Origin of the sequence: Brevibacterium sp. CCUG 69071, assembly GCF_021023135.1 — a bacterium.
In the GTDB taxonomy this organism is placed as follows: domain Bacteria; phylum Actinomycetota; class Actinomycetes; order Actinomycetales; family Brevibacteriaceae; genus Brevibacterium.
In genome coordinates this window covers 37177-49247 of sequence record NZ_PGFV01000002.1, presented here as the reverse complement: position 1 = coordinate 49247, position 12071 = coordinate 37177, and the positions used below count along the sequence as shown (strand labels likewise).

The window sequence follows — 12071 nt, the reverse complement described above, 5'->3', positions numbered from 1 at the left end:
CGTACTGATCCTGCGCAGAACGCAGGCGTCGCGACTAGTGGTCGACGGGGCTGGCGGCGTGACCGGCAGCCCCCGACTTGTCTGACTCGGGACTCGACATGCAGCCGAGTCTACCAACCCTCGCCTCAGACGAAGAGCAGCGAGAGCAGGAAGGCGAAGATCAGGCCGAAGACGCTCACGAGAGTCTGGACCATCATGTGGGTCTTCGTCGCTTGCCCGAGCGTCATGCCGAAGCTCTCCTTGACGAACCAGAAACCGGCGTGATTGACCCAGTTGAGGCCGATCGAGCCCGAGCCGATCGCGATGACGACGAGGGAGATGTAGGCGGAGGAATGGTCGCCGATGAGCGGGGCGACGATGCCGGTCGCCGAGGTGATTCCCACCGTCGCCGAGCCCGTGGCGAAGGAGAGCAGGATGCCGATGAACCAGCCGAGGAGGACGAGGTTCATGTCCAGGTGGGAGGTGGTTCCGACCACGGCGTCTCCGATCCCCGAGTCCTTGAGCACCTCGTTGAAGGCACCTCCGCCGCCGATGATGAGGATGACGCCGGCGATGGACTTGAGGCTGTCGCCGAAGGAGCTGCGGATGCGCTCCCCACCCATCCCCGAGGTCCAGCCCAGGGCGATGGCGGCGAAGATCACGCCGGCGAGCATCGCGATGACGGGATTGCCGAGCACCTCGGCGATGGGTTCGAAGGAGGAGTCAGGCGCGATCAGCTGAACGACGGTGTGCACGAGCATGAGCACGACCGGGACGAGGACCGTGACGAAGGCGAGCCAGATGGGAATCGTGCGCAGGGGACGGTCGGTCGCCTCGGCGCGCTGGCCCGTGTACTGGTCGATGAGATCCGCGCTCGGCTCGAGGGCCACCCGCGGGGCGATCCAGCGGGCGTAGACCGGCCCGGCGAGGATCACGGTCGGGATCGCGCAGACGAGGCCCAGCCCGATCGTCATTCCCACATTGGCGCCGAGTCCGGAGACGGCGATGAGCGGTCCGGGGTGCGGCGGGACCATACCGTGCAGGCAGGCGAGTGCGGCGATCGCGGGGACGAGGATGCGCAGATACCAGAGCTTCTTCTGTCCGGTCTTCTGCTCCAGCTGCGAAGCCACCGCGTAGATGACGGGAATGAGCACGACGAGGCCGACCTCGAAGAACATCGGGATGCCGATGATGAAGGCCACGCCGGTCATGATCCACGGCGCGGCCTTCGGCGAGGAGTGTTCGATGACGAGATTCGCGATCCTCTGGATGGCTCCGCTGTCGGCCAGCAGGCGGCCGAGCATCGCGCCCAGGGCGACCACCACACCTGTTTCGCCGAGGGTGTCCCCGGCACCGGCGATGAGCGTCTCGGGGATCTTGCCCAGCTCCTCGCCGGCGGCGAATGCGGTCACCGCTGAGGTGATGAGCAGGGCCAGGAAGGGATGCAGCTTCGTCTTCCAGTTGATGAGGAGGATGAGCAGCGCGATCGAGGCGAAGAGGAGGACGACGAGGTATGCGGTTGAGCCAATCACCGGGGCAACGATACGCCTCTGGGCACCGGCAGTCGCACCCAGGGTGAGACCGGACCGGCCGGGCGGAGTCCAGCGACGCCGACCACTCCAGCAGAAGCTCGCAGCCCTACCGAGAGTCGATCTCTGCACTCAACGCCTGCGGGACCACCTGCACGTGCTCCTGCACGTCGACGCGGCGGACCCCACAGCGCAGACAGCGGACGTAGAGCACGAGACCGATCGAGGTGGGGTGCCGCGATTCCACGGACCATCCGTGTTCACAGGGCGGCGTCGAATCTTCGCCGCGGGGCATCGGATGCCCGTGGCGGTCCGGACGACGGGTTCGGTCGTCACCGATATCGACAGTGGACTCGGTGGCGGGCTCGGTGGCGGGCTCGGCTGCCCGGGAATCCGGTCTGGTGTCCATGACTCAACCCTGATGTAATGGTCTTATGCAACTCAACCCTTACGGAGAATATGCGATACTCCTCGCGGCCTCCCTGGCCAATGACTGGCCACCCGACCGTGAGGAGATCGAGGCACGGACCCGTGAGTTCGGGATGACGATGGGGTTCACCCGCACCCCCACCGAGGTGGCCGACGCTCGCGCCGTCATCGACGAATGGCTGGACGTCGTCGACGCGAAGGATCCCGCACGTCGAGCCGAACTGCTCAACGCGATCATGGCCGATGCCGCAGCCTATCCGCGACTCGTCGACCACGATGACGAGGGCTGGCACCTGCACTACCGGGATGAGGACCAATCCATCGCCCACGTCCTGCGGGCCGTCATCTGCGTCGGCACCGCACTGCACCTGAGTACCCGCGGCATGCAGCGTCTGCGTCGCTGCGCCGCCGGCGAGTCCCCCGCCGACCCCTGCGCGAACGTCGTCGTCGATGTCACCCGCAACGGTCGACAGCGCTACTGCTCGGTGCGGTGTGCCAATCGCGATGCCGTGCGCAGGCACCGGGCGAAGACCCGGACAGAGGCGCGATGAACTGACAGTGGACGTGTCGGCGGCCGGGTCCGCGGCACCGTTGATCCGTATGCACCCCACTCGTCCTTTAAGCTGAATCCGAACCTGTCCACCACCCGCTTCACTGGGAGAGACCGTGTACCAAGCCGCCGCCGACCGCTACGATTCGATGCCCTACCGTCCCGTCGGCCGATCCGGCCTTGTGCTCCCGTCCCTGTCGCTGGGGCTGTGGCACAACTTCGGTGACGATGTCGCCTTCCAGAATCAGCGTGACATCGTTCGCCGGGCCTTCGACCTCGGCATCACACACTTCGACCTCGCCAACAACTACGGTCCGCCTCCCGGCTCGGCCGAGACCAACTTCGGCCGACTGATCCGCGAGGACCTCGCGCCCTACCGCGACGAACTCATCATCTCCACGAAGGCCGGCTGGGCGATGCACCCCGGGCCCTATGGCGGACCGGGTGGCAGCCGCAAATACCTCCTGGCCAGCCTCGACGCTTCACTGGCGCGGCTCGGACTCGATTATGTCGACATCTTCTACTCCCACCGTCCCGACGCCTCAACCCCGCTCGAGGAGACCATCGGCGCCTTGGACACGGCGGTGCGCTCGGGCCGTGCACTCTATGCGGGGATCTCGTCCTATTCGGCCGCCGACACCGCTCGCGCCGCGGCGATCGCCAAGGACCTCGGCACCCCGCTGCTCATCCACCAGCCTTCCTATTCCATGCTCAACCGGTGGATCGAGGACGACAGCCTGCTCGAGACCACACAGGACGAAGGCCTCGGCGTCATCGCCTTCTCCCCACTCGCCCAGGGCCTGCTCACCGACAAATACCTCGGCGGAGTCCCGGAGGACTCCCGAGCCGGGAAGAGCACCCCATCGTTCAAGGACGGCTTCCTCTCCGAAGACAACCTCGCACGCATCCGCGGGCTGAACGACATCGCCTCCGCACGCGGCCAGTCGCTGGCGCAGATGGCGCTGAGCTGGGCGCTGCGCGATGAGCGCGTGTCCTCACTGGTCATCGGGGCCAGCCGCGTCGATCAGCTCGAGCACAATGCTGCGGCACTGAACTCGGCTCCGCTGAGCGATTCGGAGCTGTCGGCCATCGACGAGTTCGCCGTCAACGGCGGAGTCGACATCTGGGGAGATGCCCGCCGCAGCACGGGTGAATGACCGAGGGAGCACCGGGAGCCCGCAGGCGCCGATGACGCCTGAGCACGGGACTCATCGAGCCAGCTCAAGCAATCGTCCTACGCTCCCGACCCACCGGGGACGGAAGGCATAGACGCAGGCCAACCGCACCAACGTCGCGCGTTCGTACGCCCGGACCCGTGCCGGTTCCAGGCCCGCCGTCGAGGTAGCTCGGGAGATCTCCCGGAGCACCGCCTCGGCGTGGGATTTCGACCAGATCCCCTGGTGGGTGCGCCAATGAGCGTGGGCGCTGAGATTGCCCAGATCGAGTTCGCGCTCACCGCGGCAGGCCGTGTCGACGTCGAGCAGCCCGGGCCCGGCCACCGGATCCCACATGATCTGCTTATCGTGCAGGTCCCGATGGATCGGTCCCCAGTTCCGTGCTGTCACCGTGGTGGCTCCCGAGTCCAGGAGTTCGCCTCGGATCTCGGGAATCAGGGCATCGACGGCATCCAGCAGAGTCGATCCCGAGGCGTCGACCCTGGTGAGGAGCCCGGCAGCGCGGTCGCGCCAGTCCTCGAGCACGCGCACTTCAGCGTCGGGTGAGTGGACGGGCGCCGAGGCGGCCTCCGATCCGGAACCGGCGAGCGTCCACGCATCGAGTGCCTGCGCCCAGGCTCGCTCCCAGTTCTCTCCGAGTCCGGACGGGTCGTGGAGTTCAACTCCCGGCACGCGGCTGAGCACCACTGTCGATTCGTCGGCGCTGATCACGTCCGGCAGGATGAAACCGGTCGAGAACGCCGCGGCACGTGTCTGACCGGCGATGATGGCGTCGGCTCGCCCGCGCCGGACGCACTTTGCGAAGGTGTCGTCGGGCAGACAGATGACCGCGCGCTTGCCCGGCCGGTGCGAGATCAGACGCGGTTGAGACGAGATCAGGCGCGGTCGAGAACGATGCCGCTCCCCCGCGAGCAGCCGTTCGAGGCCGGGCAGCTTCGGATCCCTCCCGGCCTCCAGCACCTCGACTCCCCCTGTGCCGAGGAACCCGGCGCGGATGCCGCCTTCGGCCGTCACGACTTCGACGGCGATTCGTCCCCGGCCGGCCGGCCATGCGCGACGGACACGCATGTGTTCTCCGTCGATGCAGATCGTCTCGGGGACAGGGTCGCCGACTGCCTCGGATCCCCGGTCTCTGACTGTCCCGGTTACCGGGTGTCCGACGGGCCCGGATCCCCGGTCTCTGACTGTCCGCTGATTCATCGGCTCGCCTCGATCCGCCGTACAGCGGCCGCATCCCTCCGGAGATGCGTGGTCGTGTCGTCGATCTGCGCCTGCCCGAGATGTCGGGGGCTCCCGAACAGCTCGGCATATGCCTCGGCGATGATCCTCACCGTCTGTTCCTCCCAGTCCGTGGCGCAGGTCCGCCAGGGTTCGAGCGCCGTGATGAGCATCGCCCACGCGATCCACGCACCGAGGTCGACTGCGCTGCCGCCGGCCTGCCGGTAGCCGTCGAGGAAAGCTGTCTCCAGGGCCCCGAGACCGTTCCTCCGGCACGAGGCGAGCCATCGACCGAGGTCCACGCCGATGGCGCCCACGCCGGCTCGGTCGAGGTCGATGATCCGGCACTCGGAATGACCGACGAGCACCTGGTCGGGACTGAGGTCGCCGTGGATGACGCGTTCCTCGACCTCAGCAGACAACCGCTCCTGCAGACCTGTCACGATCTCGTCGATCACGACGGAATACGCGGGCACCAGATCTGCGAGCACTCCTGCGCCCTTCCCCACCTGGTCGAGCGGCGATGTGCGGATCGGGTGAACCGCCTCGACGGGGGTGTGGCGGTGGAGTTCGGCAATGGTCACTCCCACCTCCTCCGCCAAGGAATGATCCGGGTAGGCGAGCAGATCTCCGATGCCCCACCACGGCGACCACACGGTGGCCTGCCGGCCGCCGAGATACGCGGCCGGCAGGGTCGGCAGATTCCAGCCCGTCCACTGTTCGGTCGTCTCGACGAGGTGCGTCTGCGATCTGGCAGCGATGCGCACGAATCGGGGCGCTTCCGCGCCTCCCATGTCTCCCACACCTCCCTCGCCTCCTTCGCTTCCTGGAATTCCCTCGCTATTCGCCCCTCCCGCCGGCACGTGTTTGAGCAGCACTCGGCGCCCGGGGTTGTAGCCGAGCACCTCGATCTCGCCCTCTTCTACACGTCCGAGAGCACGGGCGATCTCCTTGCCGAGTCGGGCATCGGCGAGCAGCCCGCCGCTGAGCAGGACGCCCCCGGTGGCTCCGGCCGAACGCGGGTCGCCAGCTTCATGGATGGTCAGGCTCTGACCGAGCCGGCCGGCCCTGCGCTGCAGGTTCGCCAGCTTGTCCTCGCTGGTCACGACCGCGGTCCACCCCCAATTCTCGAACCCGCCGAGGCGGCGCCGACCCTCCCGTCTCCATGCGACGATGGCGCTGCGGCCGGGTTTGACCCGGATCCGCTGCGGTTGGACCGGGAACCCGAGGCGCCCACTCAGTGCCTGCGCCGAGCGAAGTTCGTCGACGAAGGGCAGTCGCGCGCAGTTCGCGGTGCTCATGCTCCCACCTCGCTGCGCGACTGTGCCTGCGATTCCATTCGGGAATCGCCCTCGAACGAGACCTCACTGGTCTCCGTGCCCCGCGCTTCGTTCTCCTGGGCCCGCACCCAAGTTGCGAAGCGGGTGCGGGGGTCGCCGGCCAGGGTGTCCGGCGAACCGTCCTCGACGATCCGTCCGCCCTCGAGCCAGACGACTCGGTCGAGATCCCGGAGCATGGACAGGTCGTGAGTGATGACGATGCTCGTCTTCCCCGTGGTCAGCGCCGAGACGGACCTGGTGACCTGCGATCGTGTCTGCGGGTCGAGTCCGAAGGTGGCCTCATCGAAGACGACGATCGGGGCATTGCGGACAAGCGCCCTTGCGATGGCCAGACGTTGCCGCTGCCCACCGGAGAGTGTGTCTCCGCGGTTGCCGAGGATCGTGTCATAGCCGTCTGGCAGACTGCGAATGAACTCGTCGGCGTGGGCGGCACGGGCCGCCGCCTCCACCTCGGAGTCGGTGGCGTCGAGGCGACCGTAGCGGATGTTCTCCCGCACGCTCGCGGCGAAGAGCACGGACTCCTGGAGGAGGACGGACACGTTCGACCGCAGGGAGGAGCGGGTGACGTTGCGAGTGTCGTAGCCGTCGATGAAGATCGAGCCGGAATCCGGCTGGGAGAGTCTCAGCAGGTAGCTCATCAGGGTCGACTTGCCTGCCCCGGAGGCCCCGAGGATCCCGATCTTCTGCCCGGCGGGGACGAGCAGCTCGAGATCGTCGAACAGGGGTGTGCCGTGGCCGTCGGCCGAGGTGACGCGGTCGAAGACGACGTCACCGGACACGGGTCCCATGCCGATCGCTCCGGGAGCGTCGGCGATCTCGACCGGTTCGTCGAGGAGGTCCGCGATCCGTTCGCCCGAGGCCGTGGCGCGGGCGATCCGACCGGTGTACTTTGCCATGTCCCGCAGCGGCTTCATCGCGATCTTGAGGTAGAGGAGGAAGAGCACGAGGTCGCCCGGGGACATCACCCCGCGCAGCACCTGCCAGCTGCCGAAGGCGAGCACGAGGGCCTGGGAGATGCCGACGAGGACGTCGGTGGAGCGTTCGAGTCCCGCGGCCAGTCGGCGTGCCCGCACGCCGGCCTTGAGTGCTCGCTCGTTGCCGTCTGCGAAGTCCTTGGCCACGGTGCCCTCGAGTCCGTAGGCCTGGACGACGCGGATGGCTCCGAGCGCCTCGGCGGCGGACCCGACGAGGCGCCCCTCCCCCTTGCGCGTGGACCGCGAAGCCTGGGTGATCTTCGGCGTCGCGACCTTCGAGAGCAGTCCGTAGACGCCCGCGGTGACGAGCACGATGGCGCTGAGCACGGGGTCGAGGATGACCATGACGACGAGCAGCACGGCCAGGGTGATGACGTTGCCGATGAGCGGCAGGCCGGCGGTGACCGCGACCTCTTGGAGTCGTCCGATGTCGCCGACGAGGCGTTGGGAGGTGTCACCGATCGAGGCCCGGGAGTGGTATCTCAGCGACAGGGCCTGCACATGGTCGAAGACCCGGGAGCGCAGTTGGGTGGCGACTCTGGCGCCGACGAGGGCGAAGCAGATCGTCGCGGCGTAGTTCGACACGGCCCGCCCGCCGACGATGACGGCGAGTCCGATCGCCGCGGCGGCCAGGGTCGCACCGACCCCGCCGCCGACGCCGAGCGTGGGCCCGATCTGTGCTCCGAGCGCCGAGGTGACCGCGTCCACGGCGATCTTGATCGGCCAGGGTTCGAGGATGCGGAAGACGACATCGCACAGCAGCGAGGCCAGACCGCCGATGATAAGCCAACGGTGCTGCCCGAGATGCGGGGTGATGATCCGCAGGGTGCGGCGCAGCGCGGATGCGGAGAGCGTGGACTTGCTGCTCATACCGTCCTCACCGCCTCCGAGTCCGCACGGCACGTCGTCGGCTCAGCGATGAACGGGGCGAGGATGTCCCGGCACCGGCTGGTCCAGGAGTGGCGGCTGAGAGCCTCGGCGCGAGCGCGCGCTCCCATCTCCCGGCGCACCTCGGCGTCGTCGACAAGCGTCTGCAGGGCTCGGGTGAGTTCGGCGGTGTCATCCGGATCAGTGAGGATCGCGGCCCCGGTGCCCTCGAGCACGCCGGGGATCGCGCCCACCCGTGAGGCGACGATGGGCAGTCCCGCGGCCAGGTATTCGTAGAGCTTGAGCGGGGAGAAGTAGTTCTCCTCTGCAGGGTAGGGTGCCACCGCGATGTCGAAGGCCTGCAGGCGCGCCGGCACGTCCGCGGGGGCGAGCGCACCGTGGAAGGTCACTCTCTCACTGATTCCCAGCGTCTGCGCCTGTGCCTCGAGGGCCGCGGCTTCGGGACCGTGGCCGACGATGTCGAGTTGGACGTTTCCGCGCAGTCCGGCGCACGCGGTGATGAGGCGATCGGTGCCGTGCCAGGGTTTGAGTGTGCCGACGAACCCGATGCGTACGTCCCCGCGGGGACGCCGCACGCCGAGGCGGTCGTGGCGGCCTGGCGCGGGCGTGATCCGGTCCGTGTTCACCCCGTTCGGCACGACGTTGACATCGGCGAGTCCGGGATAGTCCCGCCGCACCCAGTCGGCGACGAGTTCGCTCACGCACACGATGCGCTTCGCCCCGGCGAAGCTGCCGGCGGTGGCCCGCGCCGCATGCTCACCGTGGACCAGTCCGCGATGCTGACGCTGTTCGGCCAGCAGCGGTGCGTTGACTTCGAGGACCAAGGGCACGCCGAGGCGGTCGCTGACCTGGGCACCGGCCGTGGAGAACAGGGAGTACCGTTCGTAGACGAGATCGAAGCCGGCCTCGGATCCCGAGTCGATGTCGACGACCATGTCCGTGAGCATGTCGGACAGGCGCAGCAGCGCGATCTCCCGCTGCCCCGCCTCGAGGCCGGAGGGGACGGCGAGACGGGTGACGTCGAGGTCGGCGAGGTCGGCCGGCACGTCATCGTCGGTGCGGGTGCAGAAGACGCTGACTTCGTGTCCGAGGTCGCGGAAGGTGCGGACGACCTCTTGGACGTGGACGCTGGCACCTTTCGTGCCGAAGACTCCGATGCCCGGGTCGAGCAGGACGTAGGCGATTCTCATGACACATGCTCCAGTTCAGGGATGGTGGGGAGGGCGGGGGCGACCGTGGCAGATGACGCGGACTCTGCGGCCTCGGATGGCACAGATGCCGCGGCATCGGCGAGGCCGGCCAGCTTCTCGGCTTGAGTCCGGGAATCGTGACGTGCGCTCACGAGCTCACGGGCGGCATCGGTGACGGCGCGCACGACCGCCGGGGTGTCGCGGATGCGGCGGACCACCTCGGCGATGGTGTCGGCGATGTCGACCGGATCGTCCCCGGTCACGAGCCACCCCGTGCGATCGTGGTCGATGACCTCGGGGACGGCGGTGACGGTGCCGGCGATGCATGGGATGCCGGTGGCCATGCCTTCGAGGAGGACGGTGGGCAGTCCGTCGGCGTTGCCGTCGGAGCCGATGACGAAGGGGGCGACGAGGAGGTCGTGGGAGGCGAACATGTCACGGACCTCCGCCTGGGTCAGAGCCCCGTGGAGGGTGACGAGTCTGCCGAGGTCGAGTTCGGCGATGCGCTCGCGCAGTTGGCCTTCGAGAGGTCCGGTGCCGACGAGGTCGAGGCTTGCCGGAGTGCCGGCGTCGCGCAGTCGCGCCAGTGCGGTGAGCAGGTGGGTGAAGCCCTTCTTCTCGACGAGGCGACCGACCGCAAGCAGCGAGGGGATCGTGACCGCGGGGTCGCCGCTGCAGCCGGCGGGGCCGCGGTCGCGGCCGGACTGCGCCTCTCCCCCGACCCGTGGCCGGTAGGGGAAGCGATCGAGTTCGAGTCCGTTGCGGACGACGACGAGTCTGTCGGAGAGCTCGGGGCCGAGCACCGAGGTGAGGAAGCGCCGGTTGAATTCGCTGATCGCGATCACGTGGTCCGCGTCGGCGGTCTTCCGGGCGAGGTCGGCGAGCACGACATCCTCGTGGAAGATGTCCTTCGCGTGCGTGGTGAAGGAGTAGGGAATCCCGGTCAGCGCCGAGGCGGCCCTGGCCACGGTCGTTGCCACCGAGGCGAAGTGCGCGTGCAGGTGGGTGACCTCGTGTGCGAGTGCCAGGCGGGCGATCTGCAGAGCCTGGATCGCATCGTCGTGGGCGAGTTCGCTCAGCTCGCCGAGGTGGTTCGGCAGGGATGCGGCCAGGTGAGGCTGGCCGGCGCACTCGGTCCAGGTCTGCCAGAAGCTGCGGGCCGAAGTCGGACGCTCGACGTGGATGACCTGGGCCCGAACCCGGGCGAGCTCGGGGTGGAAGCGGGTGTCCGTGCTCGGACGCAGGGAGAAGATGATCAGCTCCTCCCCAGCGGCCTCGCGGGCGAGGATCTCGGAGACGATGAAGGTCTCGGAGAAGCGCGGGTACATTTTGAGCACATAGGCTCGGCGGCCACGGGGACGGCCGGCCGTTTCGGTGGGTTCGACCACCTCGGCGGGTGCGGTCTCAGACGGCATGGCGGGTCTCCTCCAGTGCGGGGACGACAGGGGCAAGTGAGTTCTCGACGAGCTGGGTCCGGGTTGCGTCGACTGCGCCGGCAACACCGATCGTGCCGGCAGCATCGACGTCGCTGCGGTCCGATGCGAGGAGATCGGCGGCCAGGCGGGGAACCGTCGACAGGCCGCTGAGGTCGAGGTGGGTGCGATCGATGGAGGACTCCGCCTGCCTGCCGAACCAGTCACTCAGCGCGGCGGCGTTCGCCTCGTCGAGGCAGAGGGCGTCGACGGCTCCGGCTGCGGCGAGGGCGAAGGCTCGTCGGGGCTGTTCTGCCCGGTGTCCCCTGCGGGGAATGACGAGGGCCGGGGTGTCGGTGGCCATCACCTCGGCGAGCGTGTTGTATCCGCCCATGCACACCACGGCTTCGGCTCGGGCGATGAGTCCGGGGACGTCGTCGCTGTGGCGGATGACGATGGTCGATTCGTCCGCGTCGCGCTGGAGCGCTTCGGCCTCAGCGATGTCCATCTGGGGTCCGGTTATGACGAGATGGCTGTGGCCGGCCGGCGCGGCGGCCTCGACCGCGATCCGGGCAAGGGCACCGCCGTCGGATCCGCCGCCGAGGCAGGTGAGGACGAACCGGCCGGACTCGAGCGCGGCAGGAACCGCAAAGTCGGCGCGGTCATCGGCGGGCAGGCTGTGGGCGGCGAGGTCGTCGGCGGGCAGGCTGTGGGCGGGTCGGCACTGTGAGAGGTACCCGGTGCTTTGGGCCATGGCGGCGAGTCTCGGCGGCACTTCGCCGGTCTCCCGGGGATCGTAGACGTTCGGATCGCCGTAGATCCAGACTTCGTCGAAGGCCTCGGCCACGGTGTCGGGTCCGCCCACTCGGTTCCATTCGGCGTCGATGACTGCGGGGGTGTCGAGGACCTCGCGCAGTCCCAGCACCGTGCGGCAGCCGTGGGCGCGCATCTGATCGAGCGCCTCGGTGAGTTCTCCGTCGATGCCGAAGGGGCGCCGGTCGACGATGAAGAGCTCGGGTCGCTGCTGATCGAGGATCGCGGTGATGGCTGCGGCGCGCAGGGCGCTGAGCTTCTCCATCGTCGAGGCGAGCGCCCGGGGCGCGTAGCCGCCCTCTGCCGGCGTGACTCCCGGCAGGATCACCCAGTCCCAGCCGTCCGGGAGGTCGAACCTGGCGGCCTCGGGGTTCCCGGCGATGAGCAGTCCGCTTACGGGACGCCCGGTCAGGGCGGGCAGGTCCTTTGCCAGCGCGAAGGCCAGGGCCCGGTTGCGGCGGATGTGGCCCAGTCCCAGCGAGTCGTGGGAGAAGAGCGCGATTCTCAGGTTCCTTGTCATACATCTCAGCCTGGTACTCAGGAATAAGATGCGATTAAGACCCGGATGAGAAGT

At 68.4% G+C, this 12071-nt stretch carries 10 protein-coding genes; 2 read left to right on the top strand and 8 right to left on the bottom strand.

The genetic code is table 11. The features are described 5' to 3' along the window. Positions 1-125 precede the first annotated feature (125 nt). Both CV023_RS05470 and CV023_RS05465 read right to left on the bottom strand, forming a co-directional pair. Positions 126-1511: a GntP family permease gene (locus CV023_RS05470; RefSeq protein WP_230744456.1), complete on the bottom strand. Its 1386-nt coding sequence runs from the start codon at positions 1509-1511 to the stop codon at positions 126-128. Positions 1512-1617: 106 nt separating this feature from the next. Further along, positions 1618-1917 carry a hypothetical protein gene (locus CV023_RS05465; protein WP_230744455.1) on the bottom strand — a complete coding sequence of 100 codons (300 nt, stop codon included), beginning with the start codon at positions 1915-1917 and terminating at the stop codon, positions 1618-1620. 25 nt (positions 1918-1942) lie between these two features. Here CV023_RS05465 and CV023_RS05460 point away from each other — a divergent pair, with 25 nt between their 5' ends. Both CV023_RS05460 and mgrA read left to right on the top strand, forming a co-directional pair. Then, complete coding sequence (locus tag CV023_RS05460; protein ID WP_230744454.1) at positions 1943-2488, top strand: CGNR zinc finger domain-containing protein; 546 nt, start codon at positions 1943-1945, stop codon at positions 2486-2488. Between the two features lie 115 nt (positions 2489-2603). Further along, on the top strand, positions 2604-3644 hold the full coding sequence (gene mgrA / locus CV023_RS05455; protein ID WP_284934604.1) for an L-glyceraldehyde 3-phosphate reductase: 1041 nt from the start codon (positions 2604-2606) through the stop codon (positions 3642-3644). A gap of 51 nt (positions 3645-3695) precedes the next feature. Here the strand turns inward: mgrA and CV023_RS05450 are convergent, their stop codons facing one another. From CV023_RS05450 to CV023_RS05425, 6 genes are all read right to left on the bottom strand, one after another. Continuing rightward, a complete protein-coding gene (locus tag CV023_RS05450; RefSeq protein ID WP_230744453.1) occupies positions 3696-4730 on the bottom strand; it encodes a phosphotransferase in 1035 nt (344 codons plus the stop codon). Positions 4731-4858: 128 nt separating this feature from the next. Then, a complete protein-coding gene (locus tag CV023_RS05445; RefSeq protein WP_230744452.1) occupies positions 4859-6181 on the bottom strand; it encodes a phosphotransferase family protein in 1323 nt (440 codons plus the stop codon). Continuing rightward, positions 6178-8064, bottom strand: coding sequence for an ABC transporter ATP-binding protein (locus tag CV023_RS05440; RefSeq protein WP_230744451.1), 1887 nt, complete (start codon positions 8062-8064; stop codon positions 6178-6180). Before CV023_RS05440 ends, CV023_RS05445 begins: the two co-directional genes overlap by 4 nt. Further along, entirely contained in the window at positions 8061-9272 is a 1212-nt protein-coding gene (locus CV023_RS05435; protein WP_230744450.1) for a glycosyltransferase family 4 protein, read from the bottom strand. The genes CV023_RS05440 and CV023_RS05435 overlap by 4 nt, the downstream gene beginning before the upstream one ends. Further along, a complete protein-coding gene (locus tag CV023_RS05430) occupies positions 9269-10687 on the bottom strand; it encodes a glycosyltransferase family 4 protein (RefSeq protein ID WP_230744449.1) in 1419 nt (472 codons plus the stop codon). Before CV023_RS05430 ends, CV023_RS05435 begins: the two co-directional genes overlap by 4 nt. After that, positions 10677-12017, bottom strand: coding sequence for a glycosyltransferase family protein (locus CV023_RS05425; RefSeq protein WP_230744448.1), 1341 nt, complete (start codon positions 12015-12017; stop codon positions 10677-10679). Before CV023_RS05425 ends, CV023_RS05430 begins: the two co-directional genes overlap by 11 nt. Positions 12018-12071: the final 54 nt, after the last annotated feature.

Excerpts from the sequence above, each read along its gene's own strand:
- CV023_RS05425 (WP_230744448.1), bottom strand. The coding sequence starts at position 12,017 with ATGACAAGGAACCTGAGAATCGCGCTCTTCTCCCACGACTCGCTGGGA.
- CV023_RS05445 (WP_230744452.1), bottom strand. The coding sequence starts at position 6,181 with ATGAGCACCGCGAACTGCGCGCGACTGCCCTTCGTCGACGAACTTCGC.
- CV023_RS05460 (WP_230744454.1), top strand. The coding sequence starts at position 1,943 with ATGCAACTCAACCCTTACGGAGAATATGCGATACTCCTCGCGGCCTCC.
- CV023_RS05435 (WP_230744450.1), bottom strand. The coding sequence starts at position 9,272 with ATGAGAATCGCCTACGTCCTGCTCGACCCGGGCATCGGAGTCTTCGGC.
- CV023_RS05440 (WP_230744451.1), bottom strand. The coding sequence starts at position 8,064 with ATGAGCAGCAAGTCCACGCTCTCCGCATCCGCGCTGCGCCGCACCCTG.
- CV023_RS05430 (WP_230744449.1), bottom strand. The coding sequence starts at position 10,687 with ATGCCGTCTGAGACCGCACCCGCCGAGGTGGTCGAACCCACCGAAACG.
- CV023_RS05465 (WP_230744455.1), bottom strand. The coding sequence starts at position 1,917 with ATGGACACCAGACCGGATTCCCGGGCAGCCGAGCCCGCCACCGAGCCC.
- CV023_RS05450 (WP_230744453.1), bottom strand. The coding sequence starts at position 4,730 with ATGCGTGTCCGTCGCGCATGGCCGGCCGGCCGGGGACGAATCGCCGTC.